Below are 26,693 nucleotides of genomic sequence, written 5' to 3'. Positions count from 1 at the left end.
GGAGGAATGTGATGGCCGAGGAACTGGAAACCGAGCGTCCCGACGTTCGCGAGGATGGCCGCCGCCCGCCGCGGGCGGTGGTCGGTTCGCATCGCGTCGAGGAGGAAATGTTCGGCAAGGCCTTCGACGGCAATATCATCAAGCGGATCTGGGCTTTCGTTCGCCCTTACCGTACCCAGGTCCTCTGGGCTGTTGTCGCGGTATTGACTTTCACCACGATGCAATTGCTGATTCCGCTGATCATCCGCTACGCCATCGACCACGGCATGTCGCCGGGCGGCAATCATGCGGCGCTGATCTGGGCGATAGCCGCCTTTGCCATCGCCATCCTGATCAACTATGCGGCAAGCTACGCCCAGGAGACGCTGGTCGGCAATGTCGCGGAAGAGGTGCTCTTCGACATCCGGAAGGCGATGTTTTCGCATCTCCAGCGGGTTTCGCTCTCCTTCATGGACAAGACCGAGGTAGGCCGGCTGATGTCGCGCCTGCAGGGCGACGTCAACTCGATGCAGGAATTCCTCGAAACCTCGGTGCTGTCAGTCGGCGACATCGTGCTGCTCTTCGGCATCATCTTCGTGATGCTCTATCTCGATTTCAAGCTGGGGCTGCTGACCCTCTCCGTGCTGCCGGTGCTGTTCATCGTCCGGCTATTCTGGCTGCCGCTCGCCCGCAAGTCCTTCATGGCCGCGCATGAGACCAATTCGGTTGCGAATGGCGCGCTCGCCGAAGCCATCCACGGCGTGCGCGCCGTCCAGAGCATGGACCGGCAGGGCGTCAACTTCATGCTCTACGACGACAAGGCGCATGCCAATCTCAAGACGCATCTGACCGCGGCGCGTTATGCGCAGGTCATGGTGCCGATCGTCGACAGCCTGACCGGCGTGGCGATGGCGCTCGTCATCGTCGTCGGCGGCGCCCGCGTTCTCAACCAAGCGCTCGATGTCGGCGTGCTCGTCGCCTTTCTGTTTTATATCCAGCGCTTCTTCGACCCCATCCGTTCGCTGACGTTGCAATATTCGGTGATGCAGCGCGCCATGGCCTCGGGCCAGCGCCTGACCGAAGTGCTCGACGTGCCTGTTGACATCAAGGACGCACCCGACGCCAAGGCATTGTCGCGCGACATGGACGGCTCGGTGGAATTCAAGGATGTCGTCTTCGGCTACAATCCGAAGCATCCGGTGCTGAAACATGTGAGCTTCAAGGTCAATCCCGGCGAGACGGTGGCGCTTGTGGGTCCGACGGGATCGGGCAAATCGAGCTGCATGTCGCTGATCCATCGCTTCTACGACGTGCAGCAGGGCCAGGTGCTGGTCGGCGGCCACGATGTGCGTGACCTGACGCAGGATTCGCTCGGGGCACAGATCGCAATGGTGCTGCAGGAGCCCTTCCTCTTTACCGGCACCGTCTTTGAAAACATCCGCTATCACAAGGTAGATGCGACCCGCGAGCAGGTGATCGAGGCGGCCAGGGCCGTCGGCGCGCATGATTTCATCATGCGTCTGGCCGATGGCTACAACAGCGTTCTCGGCGAGCGCGGTGGCAATCTCTCCCTCGGCCAGCGCCAGCTTTTGAGCTTTGCCCGCGCCCTTGTGGCGGATGCGAAGATCCTGGTGCTCGACGAGGCGACGGCCAATATCGACAGCTATACCGAGATGCTGATCCAGAAGGCGCTGGTGAAGCTGCTCGAAAACCGCACCGGGCTCGTCATCGCCCACCGCCTGGCGACGATCCGCGAAGCCGACCGCATCATCGTGCTGCAGAACGGCGAAATCATCGAAAGCGGCGACCACCGCCAGCTGATGAAGAATGGCAAGCTCTATTCCAGGCTCTATAGCCTCAACTACGCCTCGTTCGACGATATTCCCGAGGATGTGCTGGAAGAGGCGACGGCTGAAGGATCGGCGACCTGACGGGGGATGACTTGCATTAACGCGTGTCGTAAAGATTGAACGAACAAACGCGTTCCTGCCGCATTTCCCTCTTATCCGGGGCAAGTGCCACTGAGGAGAATGTCATGAAGAGAATTATTAGCAGCTTGTTGATCGCGACGGCCCTTGTTGGATCGGCTATTCAGCCTGCTGCCGCACGCGATCACCATCACCATCACGATAACACCGGCCGCATCATCGCCGGCGGCGTCGCAGCAGGTGTCGTCGGAGGCCTGATCGGCGGTGCACTCGCCAATGGCGGTCCGCGCTACGTCGATGAGGGGCCGCGGTATGTCGAAAGCCCCCGCTATGTCGAACCGAGATGCTGGTATGAGGACCGCGACGTGCGCAACCGCTATGACGGCGGCTACCATGCCGAGACCGTACGGGTCTGCGAGTAGTCCCGAATTGTTGCGACGGCCGGTTAGCGCCGCCGGTTTGCCTTCAGCCGAGGTTGCGTCCCGCAGCCTCGGTATTTTTTTGCTCACCATCGGCCACATCCGGGCAGCGGATCAGCCCGGTCTTCCGGCTGCCGCTCACCCCTCCCCAACCGCACCGCTTTAGGCAGCATCAACAGAGCCTCAAGCCTTAGCTTTTCGCAGGCGCCGTCCTGTGGCAAGAAGGATTTGGCAATCGAGGTATTACGTCCTTTGCGCGTTTCGATCGCGCGGCGTTGTCAGGGAGGAAGATCGCTGCAGATGAAAGGAATTCGCCAGCTCGCCGAGCATCTCGACATTTCGATCGGGACGGTGTCCCGGGCGCTGAACGGCAAGCCGGATGTCAATGAAGACACGCGCCGGCGCGTGCTCGCCGCCGCCGAAGAGCTCGGTTACGTCGCCAACCAGTCGGGCCGCAGCCTGCGCCAGGGCATGACCAATGTCATCGGGCTGATGCTCGAGGTCAGCCGGGAGACGGTCGAAAACAGCGACGATTTCTTCCTCGGCGTCACCGACGGGCTGCAGAGCGTCTTTTCCCGTCACAAACTCGATCTGGTCATGCTGCCCTGCCCCGACGACGAGGATCCGCACGAATATCTGAAACGCATGGTGGCCCGCCGGCTGGTCGACGCGCTGATCATTTCGGCGACGCGGCGCACCGACCGGCGCATCGAACTTCTGGAAAAGGCCCGTATCCCCTTCGTGGCGCTCGGCCGCAGTGCGTCGGGCGGCAGTTATACCTGGATGGATCTGGATTTCGAGGGCGTAGCGGCACGCGGCGTTGACCGGCTCGTTGCCAAAGGCCACCGGCGGATTGCCGTGGCGGCCCCCTCCTCCGATATCAATCTCGGCTATATCTTCCTCGACAGTTATCGTCAGGCGTTGAAACGCCACGGCATTCCCTTCGACCCCGCCCTCATCATCCGTGTAAAGTCGAGCGAGCAAGGCGGCTACCAGGCCGGCCACGAACTGCTGATGCTCGAAGAGCGGCCGACCGCGATCATCCTGATCCACGAACTGATGGCGATCGGGCTGTACCGGCGGCTGGCCGAGGCCGGCATCGTGCCGGGGCGCGACCTTGCTGTCGTCGGCTTCCGCGAAGAGCCGCGCACCCATTTCCTGCAGCCGACGCTGACCTCTTTCCGCATGTCGCTGCGTGATCTCGGCGCCCAGCTCGGCGAAACCCTGCTCGCCACCATGCCGGCCTATGCCGAGCATTATCCGCAGGGAGCCCGCAACAGGATCTGGCCGATGGAGCTTGTTCCAGGCGAAAGCGACGCTTTCACGCTGGCGGGCTGAGACCAAGGCCGATTTCAGGCCCGGCTCGGCGCCGACTGTTCCCGGTTCGCCAGCTGATGTGCGACGACGAAGACCAGCAGGGCGCCGGCAGCAAGGCAGCCGGCCAGGAAGAACATTGGCGCGATCGTGCTGCCGCTCTCATCCTTGATCCAGGGCACGACGTTCTGGGCGACGAAGCCGCCGAGGTTTCCGACCGAGTTAATGGCGGCAAGGCCGGCCGCCGCACCTGCCCCTTTCAGGAAACGCGAGGGCAGGCTCCAGAACACCGGCTGGGGCGCGAAAATCCCGGCGGCGGCGACGCAGAGGAAGGCGAACTGCACCGTATGGTTCGGGATCAGCGCCGACAGCAGCAGGCAGGCAGCGCCGATGAAGGCCGGGATGACGATATAGGGCGTCTTCAATTGCGCCTTGTCGGCCATGGCGGGCACTGCATAGAGCCCCACCGCCACCAAAAGCCAGGGAATGACGTTGAGGAAACCGTTCACCGTATTGCTGACGCCGAAGGCCTTGACGATGGTCGGCAGCCAATAGCTCAGCCCATAGGCCGACAGCGGAAAGGCGATATAGCAGAGCGCCATCAGCACGACGCGCGGATCGACGAGCGCCTTGAAACCGTTTTCGGCATTTTCGCCCATGCCGGCATTTTCCGAAGCGAGCCGGCGCTCGAGCCAGGCCTTCTCCTCGCCGGTCAGGAAACCTGCGCTCTCCGGCCGGCCGGGAAGATAGAAGAAGGTGACGACGCCGGCGATGACGGCCGGTACACCGGTCGCCAGGAAGACCCATTCCCAGCCGGCAAAACCATAGAGACCGTCGAGATCAAGCAGCACGCCGCCGAGCGGTGCGCCGACGGCATTGGCGATGGCGCTGAAGATCATGAACAGCCCGACCATCCGGCCGCGATAGGCCGAGGGGAACCAGAGCGTCAAGAGGTAGAGGACGCCAGGGAAGAAACCGGCTTCGCAGACACCGAGCAGGAACCGCAGGATATAAAACATCGTCGCGTTCTGCGTGAAGGCGAGCGCCACGGTGACAAGCCCCCAGGAGACCAGGATGCGCGCGAACCAGACACGCGCGCCGAGCCTGTCGAGGAAGAGATTGCTCGGCACCTCGAAGAGAAAATAGCCAATGAAGAAGAGCGAAGCGCCAAGGCCATAGGCGTATTCGCTCAGCCCGAGCGCATCGACCATCTGCAACTTGGCGAAGCTGACGTTCTGCCGGTCGATATACGCAATCAGATAGAGGATGCCGAGAAACGGCATCAGCTTCCAGGTGATTTTCGAAATCAGCCGCTTCTCGTCGACCATGCTCATCCTCCGGTATCACAATGCATCGTCAGGCGTAGATAGCGCAGATCGCCGATAATCAATCGCTCGTTGTACTTTCCTAAAAGATGGCGGGGCCGCACCCGCTGCCGTGTGCGGCCTGTTTTCCGGCTATTCGGCCGCGGCTACGGCGGCGCGGCGGCCGATCGTCGCCTGCGTCAGCACGAAGGCCGAGAAGGCGCAAAGCGCAATACCGGCGGCCATCGGAACGGCGGTGCCGTCGAAGAACAGGCTCGAAATAACCATGGCGACGGCGGCGATGACGAAATGCAGCGTGCCCATCAGCGACGAGGCGGTGCCGGCGATCGCGCCGTGTTCCTCCAGCGCAAGCACCGCGCTCGTCGGAATGACGAGGCCGAGGAAGCCGTAGCCGATGAACAGGAAGGTCGCCATAACATGCAGCTGGTTGAAGCCTGCAGCCATCACCACAGCCATGACGATCATGGCCAGCGCAAAAGCGCTGACGGCAATCCGCATGACGCGCACTAGGCCGAAACGCTCCCCGAGCCAGCCCGTCGCCTGCGATACCGCGAAGAAGGACACGGCATTGATCGAGAAGGCGAAGCTGTACTCGGTCGGCGTCAGCCCGTAATGCTGGATCAGCACGAAGGGCGAGTTGGCGAGATAGACGAGGAAGCTCGAAATGCCGAGGCCGCCGATGAAGGTCAGCGTCAGGAAATTGCGATCGGCGAGCAGCAGACGATAGGCCTTCATGGCGCTGCCGAGGCCGCTGCCATTGCGCTCCTCGGCCGGGCGGGTTTCGTCAAGCTGGGTGGAAAGCAGGACGAGGCCGATTACCGCCGCACCCGTCACGGCCCAGAAGACGCCACGCCAGCCGGAGAGTTCGATGACGGCGCTGCCCGTCAGCGGCGCCAGGATCGGCGAGATCGAGAAGACCAGCATCAGCAGCGACATCAGCCGCGCGGCCTGGACGCCGGTGTGCATGTCGCGGACGATGGCGCGCGGAATGACCATGCCGGCGGCACCGCCGATGCCCTGGACGAAACGGAAGGCGATCAGCGTTTCGATATCGGTCGCAAATGCGCAGCCGATCGACGCGACGGCGAAGAGACCGATACCGAGATAGAGCGGCAGCTTGCGGCCCCACATGTCCGACAGCGGCCCGTAGACGAGCTGAGCAAGCGCAAAGGAGATGAAGAAAGCGAGCAGGGTCAGCTGGGTGACGCTGTTATCGGCATGCAGGTCCTGGCCGATGGAGGGCAGCGCAGGCAGATACATGTCAATGGCAAAGGGACCGATGGCCGACAACAGGCCGAGAATGAGGGCAATGCGAAAGAAGGAAGCCGTCATAGTGGTGATCTTTCGTAAAAGCGCAGCGGAGGCGCCGGATCGTCGCTCCGCACTCTTTGGAATCGACGCATCCTGCTCTCCGAAAATCAGTGCGATTTTCGCGCCGATGCGATGGGTTCAATGAGATCGTTCGCGCGAAGATGAAGTTGGGAGATCTCCAGCAGCGAACTCAAGAGTGTCAATAAATTTGGACACGCCTGTAAAACTAGACGCCATTGTCTAAATCGTCAAGACGTCTTATCTTCGCTCGATGAAAGATAGCATGACACCGGCAGTCCGGATGATGGGGCATACGCGGCGTGGACAATGCGCCAAGCGTATGTCGATCCTTGACGCCGCCGCCGATGTCTTCTGCCGCCAGGGTTTTGCAGCCGCCAGCATCGACGAGATCGCCGCCGTCGCCTGTGTCTCCCGCCAGACGATCTACAATCACTACCGTGAAAAGGAGACGCTGTTCGTCGCCGTGGTCGAGGATGTGATGAACCGCGCCAACGCCATGCTCTTTTCCGTGCTGTCGACTTTTCCTGACAGCGCCGACGATCTGGAGGACGGCCTGACGGCGTTTGCCGTGCGCCTCAACAAAAATTGCATCTGCAATCATGACGGAAAATTCCTGCGCAAACTCGTGCAGACGGAGGGCGAGCGATATCCGCACCTCTTCGAAAGCTGGCGCCAACAGGGGCCGGGCAAACTGACCACTGCGCTTTCCGCGCTTCTGGCGCGGCTTGACCACAAACAGGCGCTTGCCATCGATGATTTCGACGTCGCCGCCCGGCAGTTCGTGGCGCTCGCCAATGCAGACCTGCAGATGATGACGCTGTTCGGCGGCACACCCAGCAATGAAGAACTGGAAAAGGCGGCACGCAATGCGGTGCGGACCTTTCTGAAGGCCTATGGCAGGCCGAAAGCCGAAAAAGCCGGCGGAGAGCCGCAGCTCGCGGCCATACCAGGCTGATCACACCCTGTGATCAGCTAAAAACCGTCATCTGCGCCGGCACGACCGCAAACATGCCGACACGGCGCGCCGCAAGATATTTCAACAGCTGTTCGACAAGCCAAGGCATCACCGGCTTCTGGACGACGCCGACCGCTCCCTTGACGCCGTCGGCGACGGTCTCGGGATTGCCCGTCATGAAGACGACGGCGATACCATGCTCTTCCGCCAGCCGCCTGCCAAGCTCAGGCCCGGTCGGGCCATCGGCGAGATTGACGTCGACGAAGGCGATATCGGAGGACGGCGCCAGCCGTAGCGCCTGTTCGCGGTCATTCGCAAGGCCGGCGACCTGCATGCCAATGCCTTCCACCGTCGCGCCGAGATCGAGCGCGATCAGGAATTCATCTTCGACGATCAACACTCTCTGCTTCATGAGATCATCTTGTTGGTAGCGCCGCACGACATTGGTGGCCATGATCCGTCCTCTTGTTACGCATATACTTCGAAAGAAGGAGCCGCTTCGGTAGTCTGTCCCTGCCGAAACTCATTGTCGTAACGGGGAACCTGGCGATATGTTCCGCGGTGGAACGCGATTTTCGCCATTTAAGATGTTGTTAACGTTTACAAATTCTTAACAGGAAAAGCCGCAAAAACAAAACCCGCCGCTTAATCATTTGAATTTCACCTAACTACTTCTGGATGAGAGCGGGCAATGATACGATCGGATTATTCCATCGGGCTCGGCGATTGAGGACCAGCTTGCGAAGCAAATTTATCGTCCTTTTCATCGTGGCCGTCAGCCTGTTCGCCTATACCAAAGTGATGGCCAGGATCGGTTCGGGCTTGCCGCCCGCGGATGCACCTCCGGAGCAACGCGCCGACCTCATTCGCGTTTACAAGTCCGAATGCCGCATGGTCCTTTTCAGAGGCGACGCTGCAATCTCGGCCTATCAGATTTCCCTTGGAAGTGCTGCCGATGCGGGTCCCAAGCAACGCGAAGGCGACGAGAAAACACCGGAAGGGCGCTACGAGATAGACTGGCGCAATCCGAAATCCGTGGCGCATCTCAGCCTGCACATTTCCTATCCGAATCCGAATGAGCAGCATGAGGCTAAAGTCAATGGCTATCCGCCCGGCGGCAGCATCATGATCCACGGGCTGCCCAATGGCTGGGGCCTGCTCGGAGGGATCCATCGCCTGTGGGACTGGACGGATGGCTGCATTGCGGTGACCGATGCGGAGATGCGCGATGTCTGGGCTCGCGTTCCCGATCATACGCCCATCGACATCATGCCTTAAGCGGCTGCGATCCGGTTCACCGGCATCGACCCCGAAACCGAGCAGGCTCAGATCAGCCCTTGGTCTTCCCGACGAGCACCGGCTGGCTGCGGTAGTCGGTGGGAAACAGCGACTTCAAATTCTCGATCTTCGCCAGGTCGTTATAGACGATATAGGGATAGGTCGGATTGCGCGTCAGGAAATCCTGGTGGTAGGCCTCGGCGGGATAGAAGCCGGCGGCCTCGGACACCTTGGTCACGATCGGCTGCGGGAAGACGTGCGCCTTGTCGAGCTGGTCGATATAGCGCTCGGCCACCTCTCGCTGCTCGGGAGCGGTGACGAACAGCGCCGAGCGGTACTGGGTGCCCCGATCCGGTCCCTGGAAATTCAGCTGCGTCGGGTTGTGGGCCACCGAGAAGAAGATCTGCAGCAACCTGCCGTAGCTCACCTTCTTCGGATCGAACCTCACCTCGACGGCCTCTGCGTGACCGGTCGAACCGGTACTGACGGTTTCGTACTGTGCCGTTTTAGCCTCGCCGCCGGCATAACCGGAAACGGCGCTCTCGACGCCCTTCACATGCTGAAAGACCCCCTGGACGCCCCAGAAACATCCCCCGGCGAAAATGGCGGTTTCAGTAGCGGACCCGGCGGTTTCGTCAATGGTCGGCGGCGGAATGACGACCGCTTCCTCAGCGGCACATGCCACGCCCGCACCGAGCGAGACGACGACAGTGACGAGGAGCGAGGTAAGGTTGGAAGAGATGGGCATCGCGCTACCTCCTGAGGGTCGCTCAAATCCTTGCTCATCCTTGTAAAAGCGGCAAATCACAAGACGTTCACTCACGCCGATGTGACAACTAAATGAAAGCGTGTGCTTGAAGGCGAAACAGCGCTCAAGTTGAGTTGACAATCTCGTGAGGAGTGAGGAGAGTGCCGCCGATCTGAGCCAGCATTCCGGGGGGAACCTATGTCCGTGCGCTCGTTCTTTGCTTTCGCCACCATCGCATTTTTTTCCGCGATCGCCGTCGGTCTTCCAGCCGCCGCTGCGGAGACCAAGCGTGACATCCAGACGATCAAGGATGCCGATTTCTTCGGCTTCGATCTTCGCACCGAACAGAACGTCTCGCTCGATCAATGCAAGACCTCCTGCATCGGCGACAAGAGCTGCAAGGCCTTCACCTACAATCCCAAGGTGAAATGGTGCTTCCTGAAGTCCGATTTCAAGACGATGAACGCCTTCCCCGGCGCCGTCGCCGGCAAGATCGTCGAGACATCAGCCAAGCAGGAGCCGGATCTCGGCGCCGCGCCGCGTCTGACCTTCCTGAGCAACGACCTCATTCAGCAGGCTCACGACTTCAAGGACAATCTCGCGCTTGCTGACGACCAGCAGGGCCAGGGCGTCGACAGCCTGACGGCCAATGCCCGCATCGATCTCACCGGCAACAATCTGGCCGACGCGCTGAAGTCCTTCCATGGCGCGCTGTCGATCACCCCTGACGACGCCGATCTCTGGCTGGAAACCGCCCGCGCCGCCGCTTCGCTCGGTAGCGCCGAGACCAACACATCAGGCCAGGCCGTGCTCGACGCGCTGAACGGCTACGAGCTGACGCGCACCAAGCCCAAGCGCGCGGAGGCGCTCGCCGTCCTCGCCGACGCCCTGGATCGAAACGCAAATTACCGCGCGGCGCTCAACGCCTACAAGGCGAGTCTGGCGCTGGTTGCCTCCGAGGATGTGCAGGCGGCTTACCTGCAGTTGAAATCGACGCAGGGCTTCCGCATCACCGAACACACGGTCGACGCCGACAGCGCCACGCCGCGGGCCTGCGTCACCTTCTCGGAGGCGCTGATCAAGACCACCGACTACACGCCCTTCGTGACGCTGAACGGCGAGGCGCCAAAGGCGGTCGAAACCAAGGATAAGCAGATCTGCGTCGAGGGCCTGACGCACGGCCAGACCTACAAGATCGCCTTCCGCAACGGCCTGCCGTCGTCGGTCGACGAGACGCTCGATGCACCTGTTACCATCGACGTCTATATCAAGGACCGCAGCCAGATGGTGCGCTTCACCGGCGACAGCTTCGTGCTGCCCTCGACGGCGCGCCGCGGCATCCCGATCGTTTCGGTCAACCTGACTTCCGCCAATCTCAAGCTCTACCGTATCGGCGATCGCGCCATCGCGCCGCTCTTGACCAACTCGCAGTTCCTGAGCCAGCTCGACGGCTACAGCGCCCAGAATATCGAGGATCAAAGCGGCGAACTCGTCTGGCAGGGTTCGATCGACATCGCCAACGAGCTCAACAAGGACATCATCACCAGCTTCCCCGTTGACGAGGCGCTGCCCGAGCGCAAGCCCGGCATCTACGTGATGACGGCGACGGCGCCGAATGGACCGACGCAGGAGTGGGATTCGCAGGCGACGCAATGGTTCCTCGTCTCCGACATCGGCGTCACCACCTATGCCGGCACCGACGGGCTCAATGTCTTTACCCGTTCGCTCGCCTCGGCCAAGCCGATATCGGGCGTCGAATTGCAGCTGCTTGCCAAGAACAATGAAGTGCTCGGCACCGCCACCACCGACGAAAACGGCCGCGCCACCTTCACTGCCGGCCTCATCCGCGGCACGGCGGCCCTGACACCCGCCGTCATCACCGCGAAAAACGGCGCCTCGGACTACGTCTTCCTCGACATGACGCGCGCCGGCTTCGATCTCTCCGACCGCGGCGTCACCGGCCGCGCCTCACCGGGCGCGATCGACGTCTTGACCTTTACCGAACGCGGCATCTATCGCGCCGGCGAAACGGTCCACGCTCAGGCGCTTGCCCGCGACACCGACGGCAACGCCATCGAGAACCTGCCGCTGACCTTCATCTTCAGCCGCCCTGATGGCGTCGAAGACCGCCGGATCGTCAGCCAGACCAGCAATCTCGGCGGTTATTCCGTCGATTTCACCACCCAGGCAAACGCCATGCGCGGCACTTGGACGATGAACATCTACACCGATCCGAAGGGCAGCGCGATCGCCAGCAAGAGTTTCCTCGTCGACGATTTCGTGCCCGATCGCACCGACATGGAGATCAAGACCGAGGCCAAGGAGATCGGCCCGGATACGCCGGCGAACATCACCATCTCAGGCAAATATCTCTATGGCGCGCCGGCCGTTGGCCTGACGCTCGAGGGCGACGTCGTCGTCAAGCCGACGCGTGAGAGCGCCGCCTATAAAGGTTTCTTCTTCGGGCTTGCCGACGAGGACGCCAACGAGGATTCGCGTCTGCCAATCGAGGGTCTGCCCGAACTCGACGAAAACGGCGAAGCTTCGACCGACCTCACCGTCGGCGACCTGCCGGCAACGACGCAGTTGCTCAACGCCACCGTCTATATGCGCATGCAGGAAGCGGGCGGGCGCGCCATCGAGCGCTCGCTTGTCCTTCCGGTGAAGAACGAGCGCGCTTCGATCGGTATCAAGCCGGAATTCTCCGACGAGCTGCCCGAGAATTCCATCGCCAACTTCACGGTGATTGGCGTCAATGCCGACGGACAGAAGCAGGAGACCAAGGGTCTGCGCTGGCAATTCTACAGCCTCAACCGGGAATACCAATGGTATCGCGAGGGGACGGCCTGGAAATACGAGCCGGTCTATACCGCCGAGCAGATTTCCAACGGCAGCGTCGACGCGACGATGGATGGCGGCAAGATTTCCGTGCCGGTCACCTGGGGTCGCTACCGCCTCGAAGTGGAAAGCCCTGACGCCGATGGCCCCACCTCCAGCGTGGAATTCGACGCCGGCTGGTTCGTTGCCTCGACGTCGACCGAAACGCCGGACGGCCTGGAAATCGCCCTCGACAAGGACAGCTACAAGATCGGCGAAACAGCCAAGCTGAAAATCACGTCGCGCTATGGCGGCGAACTGATGGTGACGGCCGGAACCGAAAAGCTCGTGGCCGTAGAGAACGCCACGATCGGCGAGACCGGCGGCGAGATCGACATCCCGGTCACGGCAGACTGGGGCGCCGGCGCCTATGTCACGGCGACGCTCTTCCGCCCAGGCGACGCGCAGGACAGCCACATGCCGATGCGCTCGATCGGCATAAAATGGCTGAAGGTCGATCCCGAACAGCGTGCACTTGCGGTAAAGATCGATACGCCGGAAAAGATGCTGCCGCGCGGGCCGCTTGATATCGGCCTGCAGGTAACCGGCGCCGGCGCCAACGAGGATGCCTACGTGACGGTTGCCGCCGTCGATGTCGGCATTCTCAATCTGACGCGTTATGAACCGCCGAACCCAGAAGACTGGTATTTCGGCCAGCGCCAGCTCGGTCTCGAGATCCGCGACCTTTATGGCCGGCTGATCGACGGCTCTCTGGGCGCGACCGGCAAGCTCAGGACCGGCGGCGACGGCGGCGCCATTGCGCTGCAGGCAAGCCCGCCGACGCAGAAGCTCGTCGCCTTCTTCTCCGGTCCGGTCAAGCTCGACTCCGAGGGCAAGGCGAAGGTCTCCTTCGACATTCCGCAGTTCAACGGCACGGCGCGGGTCATGGCGGTCGCCTGGTCGAAGACGGGCGTCGGCCACGGCGTCAAGGACGTCATCATCCGCGATCCCGTGGTGGTGACGGCGAGCCTGCCGAAATTCCTCGCTCCCGGCGACAAGGCCAATCTGCGCCTCGACATCGCCAATACCGATGCGCCGGCCGGCGACTACAAGCTGCAGCTGACCGGCAATGATGCGGTCGGCATCGAGCAGGCTTCAGCCTCGCAGACGATCCGCCTCGAGGCTGGCGCGAAATCCGAACTGACGCTTTCGCTGATCGGCAAACAGCCGGGCGCCGGCAGCGTCTCGATCAACCTGTCCGACGCCTCCGGCCTCTCGCTCGACCAGGCCGTCGACGTGCCGGTGCGTCCCTCCTCCCTGCCGATCACCCAGCGCCGGGTGCTGGCGCTGAAGCCGGGGGCCAAGCTGACGGTGGACAAGAACCTCTTGGCCGACAGTGTCCTGCCCGGCGCCTCGATCAGCGTCAACGTCACCCGCTCGGCGGCCTTCGACATTCCGGCGCTGCTGATGACGCTTGACCGCTACCCCTTCGGCTGCGCCGAGCAGACCACCAGCCGGGCGCTGCCGCTGCTCTATTTCGCCGAAGTGGCGAAGCAGGCCGGCATCGAAAATGATGACGACGTTCACAGCAGAGTGCAGGACGCGATCTATCGGGTGCTCTCCTACCAGGCCTCGGCCGGCAGCTTCGGCCTCTGGGGTCCGGATTCCGGCGACGTCTGGCTCGATTCCTACGTCACCGATTTCCTGACGCGGGCCCGCGAAATGAAATATGACGTGCCGGAAAAGGCCTTCGTGCAGGCGCTCGAAAACCTGCAGAACGCGCTCTCCTACACCACCGACATCAAGGGCCAGGGCGACCAGATCGCCTATGCCATCTATGTTCTCGCCCGCAACAAGAAGGCCGCGATCAGCGATCTGCGTTATTATGCCGACACGATGATCAACGACTTCCCGACGCCGCTTGCCAAGGCGCATATCGCCGCCGCACTGGCGCTTTATGGCGACGCCCAGCGTTCGAAGAATATTTTCATCGACGCGCTGCAGATGTCGCAGCAATCGATGGTGTCGCGCGTCAACCTGACGCGCACCGATTACGGAACGATCCTGCGCGACGGTGCGGCGATCCTGGCGCTCGCCGCCGAAAGCCGGCCGGTACCGCCTGTCATCCCGGATCTCGCCAAGGCCGTTGCCAAGGAATGGGGCCGCAGCAAATATAAGAGCACCCAGGAAGAGGCCTGGATGCTGCTTGCCGCGCGCGCCCTCCAGGGCGGTGATGACGGTCTGAAGATCGATGTCAATGGCGCCGCCCACAGCGGCGCCTATATGGCACGCATGACCGGCGATGCGCTCGCCGATCATCCGCTGACGCTGACCAACCAGACGAACGACTCCGTCTCCGCTGTCGTCACCACCGTCGCCGCCCCCACCGTGCCGCTGCCGGCCGGCGGCGACGGCTTCCTCATCGAGCGCAGCTATTACACGCTCGACGGCGAGGGGGCCAATATCAGCGAGGCGAAGCAGAACGAGCGCTACGTGGTCGTAATCCACGTGCGCGAGACCAATGACTGGCAATCGCGCATCGTCATCACCGACCTTCTGCCGGCCGGCTTCGAGATCGACAATCCGAATCTCGTCGACAGCGCCCAGATGACGAATTTCGACTGGATCGGCGAAATATCAGCCGCCCATACCGAGTTCCGTTATGACCGCTTTGTCGCCGCCTTCAACCGCGCGCCGGGCGACGAGCGTGAATTCAACGTCGCCTATGTCGTGCGCGCCGTCACCCCCGGCACCTACGACCATCCGGCGGCAAGCGTCGAGGACATGTACCGGCCGGAGCTTTCGGCCCGCACGGCGACCGGCAAGATGGAGGTCGTAGCAGCGCAAAAATGAGGCTGTGGCACAAGCTCGCGATCGGCTCCGCCGCCGGCATCCTTCTTGCCGGCGGGGCTCTCCTCGTGCTCGACGCCGCCGACCGCGCCTTTCCGCCGCCGCTCGACAAGGCGGCTGTGGTTTCACCCGAGGTGCTGGATGCCGATGGGCAGCTGTTGCGCGCTTTCGCGACGCCGGAGGGCCGTTGGCGGCTGAAGACTGTGGTCGCCGACGTCGATCCGCAATTTCTGCGCATGCTTGTTGCCTATGAGGATCAGCGTTTCTACGATCACCGCGGCATCGATATCTGGGCGCTCGGGCGCGCCAGCCTGCAGTTCGTCCGCAACGGCCACATCGTCTCCGGCGCCTCGACGCTTTCGATGCAGGTGGCCCGGCTGATCGAGCCGCGCGCCGAACGCTCGTTTTCAGCAAAGCTTCTGCAGCTCGCACGCGCCGTGCAGATCGAACGGCGGCTGTCGAAGGAAGAGATCCTCGACCTCTATCTGACGCATGCGCCCTATGGCGGCAACCTCGAGGGCGTGCGCGCCGCAAGCCTTGCCTATTTCGGCAAGGAGCCGCGCCGCCTGACAGTGGCCGAGGCGGCGCTGCTCGTCGCCCTGCCGCAATTGCCGGAACGGCGTCGGCCGGACCGCAATCTCAATGCCGCGCAGGAGGCACGCAAGCGCGTGCTCGACCGCGTCGCAGTGGCCGAAGCCGTCGGCGATGGCGAGGCGGAACGGGCCGAAGCTGTCGCCATTCCGCCGCGGCGCCTGCAACTGCCTGCCCTTGCCGCCCATGTCGGCGAAGCCGCATTGCGCAAGGAGCCTCTGGTCCTCAAGCATCGGACGACGCTGAAGAAGCAGGTGCAGCAGGGGCTGGAATCCGTCGCGCGCGCCGCGACGACGAAACTCGGCCCGAAGCTTTCGCTCGCCATGGTAATGGCGGATGCGCAGACCGGTGCGATCGTCGGCGAGGTCGGCTCGGCCGATTATTTCGATGCCAGCCGCTCCGGCTGGATCGACATGACCCGCGTCAACCGCTCGCCGGGCTCGACGCTGAAGCCCTTCATCTACGGGCTCGCCTTCGAGCAGGGCCTCGTTTCCCAGGAGACGATCATCGAGGACCGGCCCGCCGACTTCTTCGGCTACCGGCCGCGCAATTTCGACATGAGCTACCAAGGCGATGTCACCGTGCGCGAGGCCTTGCAGCTCTCCTTGAACGTGCCGGCCGTCAAGCTGCTCGACGCCGTCGGGCCGTCGCGGCTGCTGGTGCGCTTCCGTCGCGCCGAGGTTCGCCCGGTCCTGCCGCCGAACGAGACGCCCGGACTGGCGATCGGTCTTGGCGGCGTCGGCATCACGCTGAAGGATCTGGTGCAGCTTTACACGGCGCTCGCCAACCGCGGCCAGCCGGCACGGCTTGGCGACGGTGTCACCGGCACACCGGGCAAGCTCGACGGCGAACCGCTGCTGGAACCGGCCGCGGTCTGGAACGTCGCCGATATCCTCTCCGGCGTCATTCCCCCCGCCGGCGCGCCGCAGCGCGGCATCGCCTATAAAACCGGGACGAGCTACGGCTATCGCGACGCCTGGTCGGTCGGCTATGACGGCCGGTATGTGCTCGGCGTCTGGGTCGGACGGCCCGATAACAGCGCGGTGCCCGGTCTGACCGGCTATGGCACCGCCGCGCCGATCCTGTTCGAGGCTTTCGCCAGATCCGGCATCGCCACCACGCCCCTGCCCCGCCCGCCGGCAGGCGCCGTGCGCATCGCCCAGGCCGAGCTGCCGATTAGCCAGCGGCGTTTTGCGCTGAATGCCAGCGGCCTGCTCGTCGCTTCCAGCCGCGAGCCCGCGCCGCAGATCGTCTATCCGCCCGAGGGCGCCCATGTCGATCTCGGCGCGAAGGGGGGCGATCTGTCGCCGCTGCTGTTGAAGCTGCAGGGCGGCCGTGCGCCCTTCCGCTGGCTTGCCAACGGCAAGCCCTTACCCGATCTCTCGCGCCGTCGCACCCAGCAATGGCTGCCCGACGGCGGCGGCTATTCGAAACTGACCGTCATCGATTCAGTCGGACGCGCCGCAAGTGTCGGCGTTTTCATCGACTGAAGGAACCAAATTAGTCCGACAACCGTTGGAAAAGGTCTCCCTCCAACGTCAGACGGCCTCATGACTCTTCCGACAGCGACCTACCGGATACAGTTCCGCAACGGCATGACTTTTGATCGTGCCTGCGACCTCGTTCCCTATCTCAAGACGCTCGGCATCAGCCATCTCTATGCCTCACCGATCTTCACCGCCGTCAGCGGCTCGACTCACGGCTATGACGTCATCGACGCCAATGAGATCGATCCGGCGCTTGGCGGCCGCGCGGGGTTCGACCGGCTGACGGAGCGCCTCGCCTCGGCGGGCATGGGATTGGTTCTCGACATCGTTCCGAACCATATGGCCGCTTCGCCTGACAACGCCTGGTGGCGGGACGTGCTGACCTTCGGCCCGCAGAGCGCCTATGCCAGCCATTTCGACATCGACTGGGGCGAGCCGCTGACCCTGCCGCAACTCGGCCAGGATTTCGAAGAGGCGCTGGCTTCAGGCGAACTGCGCCTCGTGCGCGACGAGATGCACGGCAACTTCGCCTTGGCATATTTTCAGACGCTATTGCCGGTCAAACCCGGCAGCTACGGCGCGATCGCAAATCGGCTCGATGATCCGGTCGCAACCCGAATGGCCGAGGCCGCGGCCGTGACGTCAGGCGAGGACTTCGACCGCGCATTGCGCGACATCCTCTTCGAGGGCGGCGATCAGGCAGTCCTTCGGGAGAAACTCGAGGATGTCTCGTCCGATCGCGATTTCGTGAGAAGCCTGCACGACGAGCAGCATTGGCGGCTGATGCATTGGAAGGAAGCGGCGCGGCATCTGAGTTACCGTCGCTTCTTCGAGGTGACTGGACTGGTCGGGACCCGCGTCGAGGATCCCCAGGTATTCGAGGACATGCATCGGCTGGTGCTCGAACTCGTGCGCCATGGCAAGGTGCAGGGCCTGCGCATCGACCATGTTGACGGGCTTGCCGAACCCAAGGCCTATCTCGACAGGCTGAGGGCAGCTGTCGGGGCCGACACCTACATCGTCGTCGAAAAGATCGTCGGCGCGGGCGAGGTCCTGCCGGAAAGCTGGCCGGTTGCCGGCACCACCGGATATGAATTCATCGCCGCCCTCGGCGAGCTCTACATCGACGCCGACGGCCTGCGGATACTGGACGGTGCCTATCGCGGCCTCGCCGGCGAGGCGGGCGATCTCGAGGAGGGCCGGCGGCTAGCCAAACGACAGATGGTCGAGCGCAATTTTGCCGGCGAGACCGGCCGGCTGGTCGCGATGGCAGCGGGGATCTTTCCCGAGATAAACCGGGAAGAAATCGCCACCGCCGTGCGCGAGCTGCTGATCGCATTCCCCGTCTACCGCACCTATGGCGACGGCGGTCCGCTGAGCTGGCAGGATTCGGCCGTCCTTGCCGCGACCGCATCGCAGGTCATGCCGCGTCTCGACGACCGGCGCGCGCTCGATCACGTGCTGAAGCTTCTCGAAGGCAAGATTGACGGTGACGCAGCCCACGAATTCCGGATCCGCTTCCAGCAGCTGAGCGGGCCTGTCATGGCGAAGGCGACAGAGGATACGCTGTTCTACCGCTATAACAGGCTGCTTGCCGCAAACGAGGTCGGCGGCGAACCCGGAAAGGCACCCGAGGGGCCGGAAGGATTCCATCGTCGCATGGCCGAGCGGGCGCGGCTGCAGCCGCACGGGCTTTCGGCAAGCTCCACTCACGACACCAAACGCGGCGAGGATGCACGCGCGCGGCTCTATGTCTTGAGCGAGGGTGCGGATGTTTTTGCTCAGGCGGTAGGGCGGTGGCGCGACATGAACCGGCCGTGGCTGAAGCATCTGCCGGATGGTGCAGCGCCGGAGACGAACACCGAATGGATGCTGTATCAGGCGTTCGCCGGCGTCTGGCCGGAGGAATTCGACAGAGCACAAAGGGAAGACCTTCGCGCGCGCTTCACCGACTACGCGGTCAAGGCGGTGCGCGAGGCGAAATTGCGAAGCGACTGGACCGAACAGGATGACGCTTACGAGGAGGCGATCACAGACTATGCGGCGGCGCTGGTGTCGCCGGACAATGACGCCTTTCTGGAAGATTTCGAAAGAGTGCTGCAGCCCTTCATTGCGGCGGGGTACGTGAACAGCCTTTCGCAGACGCTGCTCAAGCTGACCGCGCCGGGAATTCCCGACATTTACCAAGGCGCGGAAGGCTTCGATTTCAGTCTTGTCGATCCTGATAATCGCCGGCCGGTCGATCATGCACAGCTGGCCGCCTGGCTTGATGAAGCCGGACCGATCGCCAAGCTTCAGGCGGCGGCCTTGAAGCAGCGCATCATCGCAATCGGCCTGCAGCTGCGCCAGCGGCACCCGGTTCTCTTTGCCCGGGGTGACTATCTGCCGTTGAAGACGACCGGCAGCCGCCGTGATCACGTGCTGGCCTTTGCCCGCGTGCACAACAGCGAATTCGCGATCACCGTCGCCCCGCGGCTGATGTTCGGCTGGCTCGATCCCGGCGCGCTTTTTGCCGGCCCGGAGTTCTGGGAAGATACGGCGATCGCGGTCCCCTCCCCTCTTCATGGGTTGAAGGCGGATCTCGTGACCGGAAAAACGATCGAGCCGGGAGGCAGCATTTCGGTGGCCGCACTGCTCGGGAGCCAGCCGCTCGGTCTGATCAGCCCGATTTGAGGAACGGGCGGGACCTGAGAAATCGGGCATGCCACCACAGCGACACGCGAAGCGGCAGTTTTCGATAAATCGACATCGTTAAATTTGGTGCTTGACCTTCCAGTTGCTGGAAGGTGGATAAGCCTCTCCAAGTGCCCTTCGGGCATAGGAGATAGTCATGGATACCAAGCACGAACACGACCACCATCACCACAGCCACGGCGACGGTCACTGCCATTGCGGCCATGATCATCAGGAGAAGGCGACCGAAGTGGTCATCCGCGATCCCGTCTGCGGCATGACGGTCGATCCGCAAGCCGGCAAACCCTCGTTCGACCACATGGGTCGTGTCTATCATTTCTGCTCCGAGAGTTGCCGGACGAAGTTTGCGGCTCAGCCGCAGGATTATCTGACGGCGAAGGATCCCGTCTGCGGCATGACCGTTGATCGTTCGACGGCAAAATACTTCGTCAAATTCGAGGGCGAGAAATTCTACTTCTGCTCGGCCGCTTGCCAAACCAAATTCGAGGCCGGTCCGTCGGCCTATCGCGACGGCGCCCGTCCGGCGGCAAAGCCGGCGCCGAAGGGTACGCTCTATACCTGCCCGATGCATCCGGAAGTCGTCAGCGACCGGCCCGGCGATTGCCCGAAATGCGGCATGGCGCTGGAGCCGATGGGCATTCCTCCGGCCGATGAAGGACCGAATCCGGAGCTTATCGACTTCATCAGGCGGCTTTGGGTCAGCGCCGGCCTTGCCCTGCCGCTGCTGGCCCTCGGCATGGGGCCGATGCTCGGCCTGCCGCTTCGCGAAGCGATCGGCGAACTACGGGCAACCTATATCGAGCTAGCCCTCGCAACGCCGGTCGTGCTGTGGGCCGCCCTGCCCTTTTTCCGCCGCGCATGGGCCTCTCTCGTCAATCGCAGCCCGAACATGTGGACGCTGATCGGCCTCGGCGTCGGCACCGCCTATGTCTACAGTGTCATCGCCACACTTGAGCCCGGAATTTTCCCGATGAGCTTTCGCGGCCATGGCGCCACCGTGCCTGTCTATTTCGAGGCGGCCGCCGTCATCGTCGCCCTGGTCTTCGTCGGCCAGGTGCTGGAATTGAAGGCACGCGAGCGGACCGGCTCGGCGATCCGCGCGCTGCTCGACCTCGCGCCGAAGACGGCGCGGCGCATTGATGCCGACGGCAGTGAGATGGACGTGCCGGTAGAGGAGATCCGGACCGGCGACCGGCTGCGCGTGCGCCCGGGCGAGCGCGTACCGGTGGACGGTTCCGTCCTGGAGGGCCAGTCGACGGTCGACGAATCGATGATATCGGGCGAGCCCCTGCCCGTCGAGAAGACGACGGGCGACGGACTGACCGGCGGCACGATCAACAAGAACGGCTCTCTCGTCATGTCGGCGGAGAAAGTCGGCGCAGACACGGTGCTGTCTCGTATCGTCGACATGGTCGCCAAGGCGCAGCGTTCGCGGGCGCCGATTCAGGGCGCGGTCGACCGGGTGTCGGCCTACTTCGTGCCCGCCGTCGTCGCCGTCGCCATGCTTGCCTTCGTCGTCTGGGCAGCGATCGGGCCGGAGCCGAGCCTGGCAAACGCGCTGCTTGCCGCCGTCGCCGTTCTGATCATCGCCTGCCCCTGTGCGCTCGGTCTTGCGACGCCGATGTCGATCATGATCGCGACCGGGCGCGGCGCTGGCGAAGGCGTGCTGATCAAGGACGCCGAAGCGCTGGAGCGCTTTTCCAAAGTCGACACGCTGATTGTCGACAAGACCGGCACGCTGACCGAAGGCAAGCCCGTGCTCACCGACATCGTCGCCGCAGGCGGCGTCGAGGCGAACCGGCTGCTGTCGCTGGCCGCAAGCCTTGAGCGCGGCTCGGAACATCCGCTGGCCGAGGCGATCGTTGCCGGCGCCGAAGAGCGCGGTGCCGCCTTCGTGGAGGTGAGCGGGTTCGAGGCGAAGACCGGCAAGGGGGTCCAAGGCATAGCCGACAGTACAAAGGTGGCACTCGGCAATGCGGCGCTGCTCACCGATCTCGGCGTCGATCCGTCGGCGCTGTCGGAGAAGACCGAAGCCCTGCGCGGCGATGGCAAGACGGTGATGTTCGTGACCCTCGACGGCAAGCTCGCCGGTCTCGTCGCCGTCGCCGACCGGATCAAGCCGACGACATCAGCTGCCATCAAGGCGCTGCACGACAGCGGGCTGAAGATCATCATGGCGACCGGCGACAACGAGCGCACGGCGCGGGCGGTCGCGAAAAGCCTCGGCATCGACGAGGTCCGCGCCGACGTGCTGCCGGAAGGCAAGAAAGCGCTGATCGAGGAACTGCGCGCCAAGGGCGCGGTGATCGCCATGGCAGGCGACGGCGTCAACGACGCCCCGGCTCTTGCGACAGCCGATGTTGGCATCGCCATGGGCACCGGCGCCGATGTTGCAATGGAAAGCGCAGGCATTACTTTGGTCAAAGGCGATCTCAATGGAATCGTCAGGGCACGGCGGCTGGCGGAGGCGACGATGCGCAATATCCGCCAGAATCTCGGCTTCGCCTTCGGCTATAACGCGCTCGGCGTTCCGGTCGCTGCCGGGATCCTCTATCCCGTTTTCGGCTTGCTGCTCTCACCGATGATCGCGGCGGCGGCGATGAGCCTCTCGTCCGTATCGGTGATCGCTAATGCGCTGAGACTGCGCTTTTCAAAATTATAGGAGACGGCCATGAATATCGGCGAAGCATCTGAGCGGTCCGGCCTGCCTTCGAAGACCATCCGCTACTACGAGGATATTGGCCTGATCCGCCCCGAAAGGGGCGGAAACGGCTATCGCGACTATGCTGCGGCCGATGTTCACAAGCTGCGCTTCCTGCAGCGTTCGCGCGGCCTCGGCTTTTCCGTCGAGGAATGCCGGCAGTTGCTGGCGCTTTATGAGGACAAAGCCCGGGCGAGCGCCGATGTCAGGGACATTGCCGAGACGAAACTCGGAGAAATCGACCGCAAGATCCGCGAGCTGACGGAACTTCGCCGCACCCTCGAGCACCTCGTGCATGCCTGCCATGGCAACGACCGACCGGATTGCCCGATTCTCGAAGAGCTCTCGGAGGGTCGCTGACCATCCTGGGAAAGCCGGAAGGCTCTAGCTGACCGTCTGGAACGGCGCCGGTTCGGCGGGCTCGTCATCGTCGCAGTCGTCAAACACGCCCTCATCGAGGCGGTGCTTGATCGCAAGCGCGTAAATCACGTCGAGAATATTGCGGTCTTTGAGATGAGGATCGGTCAGAGCGAGAAGCGAAGCTCTGACGATCTTCTTGCTGGTGGCTTTCGGGCATCGCGCCTTGACGAAATCATAGAGTGCCTCACCCGTCAGCCCTTCCATGGCGCCGTCCACGAGAGCTTCGTAGACCCGCTTCTTTTCCTTCATCCTATATCGTCCCCGCAAATCAGCGGCGTGATGATCTGTCATGTAATTGTCATAAACAATCGCCGATTTAAGAGCCTGCGCTGACGGGTGGTATTTCCCCGCATCATTTTTTATGCCGCCGGGAATAAAATCCGCAGCGGTTGCGTATACTCAAGCATGGAACGCAAAGACCGCCCCTTCGATGTCATCGGACAGCTTGCAGCGCTGCGGCGCTATGCGCGCGCCCTGGTGCGCAACTCGGACGAGGCGGAGGACCTGGTGCATGATGCTCTGGTGCGCGCCTTAGAGAAGAGAAAAAGCTTCCGAAGCGGTGGCAATCTGCGCACCTGGCTGCTTTCCATCCTGCACAATGCCCATATCGATCGTCTTCGCCGGAACCGGTCGCTGACGCGTCGCCACGACGAAGCGGCTGTCGAAGGCGAGCAGTCGCTGCCGGCCGGCCAGGAACATGCGGTGCGCCTGCAGCAGGTGCGCGACGCCTTCTTCGACCTGCCGGAGGAACAGCGCGAGGCGCTGCATCTCGTTGCCATCGAAGACCTTTCCTATCAGGAAGCCGCCAATGCGCTCGGTATTCCGATCGGCACCCTGATGTCGCGCATCTCCCGTGCCCGGGCGCAACTGCGCGAATTCGAGGAGAAGACGCCGCGCGTTTCGCATCTCAAATTAATCGGAGGGAGCGGCAATGAAAGCAGTTGATCCGATCATCGATGCCGATCTCGATGCCTATGTCGATGGCGAGCTCGATGTCGCGCGCCGTATTCAGGTCGAGTCCTATCTCTCGGAGAATCCGGCGATTGCCGCCAAGGTCATGGCCGATCTCAGCATGAAAGGTGAGCTGCGCTTGGCGCTTGCCGGCGAAAATGCCCTCGGCCGTCCTGAGACCCGCGATGCCGCCCGCCGGCTGGAGCGCGGCCTTTCCTATGGCCGTATCCTTCATTCCATGCAGCGCATCGCCGCCGTCGGCATTCTGGTCGCCGCCGGCTGGGTGGCGCATAATTCCTTCGGCGCTTTTTCGGCGACCGAGGTGGCGGCTTCCGTTCCGGCGCCTGCTTATGTCGAGGATGCCGTCCGCGCCTATCAGACCGCGGCCCTTCGCGCCTCGATGCCTTCGCAGACCCCGACCAGCTACAGTGCCGAGGACATCCGCGCCGCCACCGCGATCGTCATGCCTGAGTTGCCGAAAGACTGGAAGATCGCCGACGTGCAGATATTCCCGTCCGAATTCGGACCGAGCGTCGAGATGGCGATCACGGTGGCCGATGGAAAACGGCTGTCGCTTTTCGCCGTCCGGCCGGGAGCTTTCGAAGTCCGGCCGGTCAGCCATCTCGCACTCGAAAAAGCAGAAGCCGCCTATTGGCAGATCGGCGACGTCGCCTATGCGCTGATCGCCGACGATAGCGGCCTCAATCTCGATCAGGCGGCCGAACGGCTCGCCCGCTCGCTCTACTAGTTCAAACCGAGGAGATCAGCATGAACCCGATCAATCCCCGCTATGGAGCCGTCGCCGGCTCACAGGCCCTTTTCGACGAGGGTCTGCGTCAGCATATGCTGCGCGTCTACAACTATATGGGCCTTGGCCTCGTCATCACCGGCATCGTTGCCTTCATCGTCGGCTCGACGCCGGCGCTTTATGTCCCGATCTTCGGCTCACCGCTGAAGTGGGTGGTGATGCTCGCGCCCCTCGCCTTCGTCTTCTTCTTCTCCTTCCGCATCCAGACGATGTCGGCGAGCACCGCTCAGATCACCTTCTGGGCCTTCTGCGCCGTGATGGGTCTGTCGCTTGCCTCCGTCTTCCTGGTCTTCACCAAGACGAGCATCGCCCAGACCTTCTTCATCACCGCGGCCATGTTCGGCTCCACCAGCCTTTACGGCTACACCACCAAGCGTGACCTCTCGAAGATGGGCTCGTTCCTGATGATGGGTCTCTTCGGCATCATCATCGCCGCCATCGTCAACATCTTCCTGGGTTCGAGCGCGCTGCAGTTTGCCATCTCGGTGATCGGCGTCGTCGTCTTCGTCGGCCTGACCGCCTACGACACGCAGAACATCAAGGAACAATATTCGGAAAATTTCGATCAGGAATCGAACCAGAAGCTTGCCGTTTTCGGTGCGCTCTCGCTCTACCTGAACTTCGTCAACATCTTCCAGCTTCTGCTCAACTTCACCGGCGAGCGGGAATAGGACCGCGCTTCTGGGGGCAATGGAAGCGCAAGAGCGTCCGGTCTGCAATCTGTGACAGGATGGCAGACCGGGCGCTCACTCTCAAAGGTACGGCCGGAGGTCCACCCGGCCGGTTTTTTATTTCAGATGATGCCCCAGGCGCGATAGCGGCCGCGGCCGGTGATTTCACGAATGCCGATCTCGTTGACGAGGTTCAGCGCGCCGCGCGGCGTGATGCGCAGCTGACGGGCGATCATCGCTGCCGACACCATCGGCCGCGACAGGATGAAATCGGCAAGCTCCGGCAGGCTGCTGTTCGAGCGACGGCCGCGAAAGCGCAGCTCCATTTGCGTGCGGGCCAGCGATAACCGGTCGATTTCCTTGAGGCCGGCCGCCGCAGCCAGCTGCATCGCTTCGAGAAAGGCTTGCAGCCGCGTCACCCGGTCACGGGCCCGACGCCGCTCGTGGCGCACCAATTTCAGCCCGCCGTAAAAGGAAAAGAGATGCGAAGCGACCTTGCCGCGGGCGCGCAGGTAGCTTTCGACCAGAAGCCCGCCGAGCCAATGCTGACGCCGCAACGGCTCGATCCTGTCCCAGGCTTCGAACAGGATCACGGCGCCTAGAACCGGCGGCAGGTTGTCGGCCAGGGGCAGCACACACCGCCACTCCGAAAGCCGCTGCTCCTCATCCCATTCCTCGTCGCCAAGCAGGCCGAGAGGGTCATCGTTGCGCTTGGCCGGCGATATTGCGGCCGCCTCGCCGGGCGGCGCTTTGCCCGTATGGATGTCGATGAGCTTCTGCGAGCGGGCAAGAATGGCATCGATCTCGGCCATTTCGGCGGCGAGCGGCGCGTCTTCATCCTCGCCCTCATCGTCGGCCTCGACCGCAGCCACCCCGCTCTTGGCTTCCTGAGTGAGGCCCTCCCCTTCCCCTGTGGTCGCTGTCAGCGTTGCCAGCCCCGAGGCGCCGAGAGCCCAGGACGGTTCGCCGGTCCATATGCGCCGACGCGTCCGCAGCACCGAATGGGCGATCGTCAGCTCGTGGCTAGGAGCGCGGCTATCCATATGCGCGTCGTGCAGAACGAGATCCTCGACATGAACGAGCTCGCCGGCGACCCATAACGCACCTGCGGCATCGAAAAAGTGACTGCGTTCAGCAAATCCCTCACCAACCGACGAACGCAACACCCGCTCGTCCAGTCGCGCCACCGCATCCTCCGCCGCGGCAAGCAATGGAAGCAGGGTTTGAAGCATTACACCGTCGATATCATAGCGCATTGTTAAGCTTTATGGTTTTTCACAAATGGAAGCAAAATAGCCATTTCCTTCCGCCATCTATGACATGGTTAACGGTTTGTTTCAACAAGCGCGCGGGGAAGGAAGCGAAGAAGATCGCCGATCCACAATCCCTTTAACCTCTGCAACTGACGCGAAGCTTTTGGGGCGT

The 26,693-nt window shown here is 62.8% G+C and carries 19 protein-coding genes; 13 read left to right on the top strand and 6 right to left on the bottom strand.

What is annotated here, in order from left to right; all coding sequences use genetic code 11:
- Window positions 1-11: 11 nt before the first annotated feature.
- The 3 genes from NXC14_RS24430 (at window position 12) to NXC14_RS24420 (ending at window position 3,664) form a co-directional block, all read left to right on the top strand.
- Window positions 12-1,910, top strand: a complete 1,899-nt coding sequence (locus NXC14_RS24430) for an ABC transporter ATP-binding protein (protein WP_085780631.1) — start codon at window positions 12-14, stop codon at window positions 1,908-1,910.
- A gap of 104 nt (window positions 1,911-2,014) precedes the next feature.
- Window positions 2,015-2,329, top strand: a complete 315-nt coding sequence (locus tag NXC14_RS24425; protein ID WP_085780630.1) for a hypothetical protein — start codon at window positions 2,015-2,017, stop codon at window positions 2,327-2,329.
- A 297-nt stretch (window positions 2,330-2,626) separates the two neighbouring features.
- Window positions 2,627-3,664: a LacI family DNA-binding transcriptional regulator gene (locus tag NXC14_RS24420; protein WP_085780629.1), complete on the top strand. Its 1,038-nt coding sequence runs from the start codon at window positions 2,627-2,629 to the stop codon at window positions 3,662-3,664.
- A 14-nt stretch (window positions 3,665-3,678) separates the two neighbouring features.
- On the opposite strand, the gene NXC14_RS24415 is transcribed toward NXC14_RS24420, so the two are convergent.
- Window positions 3,679-4,968, bottom strand: coding sequence for an MFS transporter (locus NXC14_RS24415; RefSeq protein WP_085780628.1), 1,290 nt, complete (start codon window positions 4,966-4,968; stop codon window positions 3,679-3,681).
- A gap of 129 nt (window positions 4,969-5,097) precedes the next feature.
- Window positions 5,098-6,297, bottom strand: coding sequence for a multidrug effflux MFS transporter (locus NXC14_RS24410; protein ID WP_085780627.1), 1,200 nt, complete (start codon window positions 6,295-6,297; stop codon window positions 5,098-5,100).
- 250 nt (window positions 6,298-6,547) lie between these two features.
- Between NXC14_RS24410 and NXC14_RS24405 the strand changes: the two genes are divergently transcribed.
- Window positions 6,548-7,252, top strand: coding sequence for a TetR/AcrR family transcriptional regulator (locus NXC14_RS24405; RefSeq protein ID WP_085780626.1), 705 nt, complete (start codon window positions 6,548-6,550; stop codon window positions 7,250-7,252).
- 13 nt (window positions 7,253-7,265) lie between these two features.
- On the opposite strand, the gene NXC14_RS24400 is transcribed toward NXC14_RS24405, so the two are convergent.
- Entirely contained in the window at window positions 7,266-7,706 is a 441-nt protein-coding gene (locus tag NXC14_RS24400; RefSeq protein WP_085780625.1) for a response regulator, read from the bottom strand.
- A gap of 284 nt (window positions 7,707-7,990) precedes the next feature.
- On the opposite strand from NXC14_RS24400, the gene NXC14_RS24395 reads away from it, so the two are divergent.
- Window positions 7,991-8,530, top strand: coding sequence for a L,D-transpeptidase family protein (locus tag NXC14_RS24395; RefSeq protein ID WP_085780624.1), 540 nt, complete (start codon window positions 7,991-7,993; stop codon window positions 8,528-8,530).
- 52 nt (window positions 8,531-8,582) lie between these two features.
- Here NXC14_RS24395 and msrA read toward each other — a convergent pair whose 3' ends face one another.
- Entirely contained in the window at window positions 8,583-9,278 is a 696-nt protein-coding gene (gene msrA, locus NXC14_RS24390; RefSeq protein WP_085780623.1) for a peptide-methionine (S)-S-oxide reductase MsrA, read from the bottom strand.
- Between the two features lie 198 nt (window positions 9,279-9,476).
- Between msrA and NXC14_RS24385 the strand changes: the two genes are divergently transcribed.
- From NXC14_RS24385 to cueR, 5 genes are all read left to right on the top strand, one after another.
- Entirely contained in the window at window positions 9,477-14,948 is a 5,472-nt protein-coding gene (locus tag NXC14_RS24385) for an alpha-2-macroglobulin family protein (protein ID WP_085780622.1), read from the top strand.
- On the top strand, window positions 14,945-17,026 hold the full coding sequence (gene pbpC, locus NXC14_RS24380) for a penicillin-binding protein 1C (protein ID WP_085780621.1): 2,082 nt from the start codon (window positions 14,945-14,947) through the stop codon (window positions 17,024-17,026). The genes NXC14_RS24385 and pbpC overlap by 4 nt, the downstream gene beginning before the upstream one ends.
- Window positions 17,027-17,086: 60 nt before the next feature.
- Window positions 17,087-19,696, top strand: a complete 2,610-nt coding sequence (treY, locus tag NXC14_RS24375; protein WP_085780620.1) for a malto-oligosyltrehalose synthase — start codon at window positions 17,087-17,089, stop codon at window positions 19,694-19,696.
- A gap of 157 nt (window positions 19,697-19,853) precedes the next feature.
- Window positions 19,854-22,379, top strand: coding sequence for a heavy metal translocating P-type ATPase (locus NXC14_RS24370; RefSeq protein ID WP_085780619.1), 2,526 nt, complete (start codon window positions 19,854-19,856; stop codon window positions 22,377-22,379).
- 9 nt (window positions 22,380-22,388) lie between these two features.
- Window positions 22,389-22,778, top strand: a complete 390-nt coding sequence (cueR, locus tag NXC14_RS24365; protein WP_085780618.1) for a Cu(I)-responsive transcriptional regulator — start codon at window positions 22,389-22,391, stop codon at window positions 22,776-22,778.
- Window positions 22,779-22,802: 24 nt separating this feature from the next.
- Here cueR and NXC14_RS24360 read toward each other — a convergent pair whose 3' ends face one another.
- The gene (locus tag NXC14_RS24360; protein ID WP_085780617.1) at window positions 22,803-23,087 is read right to left on the bottom strand and encodes a hypothetical protein; all 285 of its coding nucleotides are present in this window, start codon (window positions 23,085-23,087) and stop codon (window positions 22,803-22,805) included.
- 156 nt (window positions 23,088-23,243) lie between these two features.
- On the opposite strand from NXC14_RS24360, the gene NXC14_RS24355 reads away from it, so the two are divergent.
- The 3 genes from NXC14_RS24355 to NXC14_RS24345 are packed head-to-tail and all read left to right on the top strand — an operon-like array spanning window position 23,244 to window position 25,268.
- Window positions 23,244-23,783, top strand: a complete 540-nt coding sequence (locus NXC14_RS24355) for a sigma-70 family RNA polymerase sigma factor (RefSeq protein ID WP_085780616.1) — start codon at window positions 23,244-23,246, stop codon at window positions 23,781-23,783.
- A complete protein-coding gene (locus tag NXC14_RS24350) occupies window positions 23,770-24,537 on the top strand; it encodes an anti-sigma factor (RefSeq protein WP_085780615.1) in 768 nt (255 codons plus the stop codon). The genes NXC14_RS24355 and NXC14_RS24350 overlap by 14 nt, the downstream gene beginning before the upstream one ends.
- Before the next feature lie 20 nt (window positions 24,538-24,557).
- Window positions 24,558-25,268, top strand: coding sequence for a Bax inhibitor-1/YccA family protein (locus NXC14_RS24345; RefSeq protein ID WP_085780614.1), 711 nt, complete (start codon window positions 24,558-24,560; stop codon window positions 25,266-25,268).
- 122 nt (window positions 25,269-25,390) lie between these two features.
- On the opposite strand, the gene NXC14_RS24340 is transcribed toward NXC14_RS24345, so the two are convergent.
- Complete coding sequence (locus tag NXC14_RS24340; RefSeq protein ID WP_085780613.1) at window positions 25,391-26,524, bottom strand: RHE_PE00001 family protein; 1,134 nt, start codon at window positions 26,522-26,524, stop codon at window positions 25,391-25,393.
- Window positions 26,525-26,693: the final 169 nt, after the last annotated feature.

It is taken from the genome of Rhizobium sp. NXC14, assembly GCF_002117485.1.
Lineage (GTDB): Bacteria > Pseudomonadota > Alphaproteobacteria > Rhizobiales > Rhizobiaceae > Rhizobium.
The sequence above is the reverse complement of the archived record's forward strand: the minus strand, read 5'-3'. Positions and strand labels throughout refer to the sequence as shown.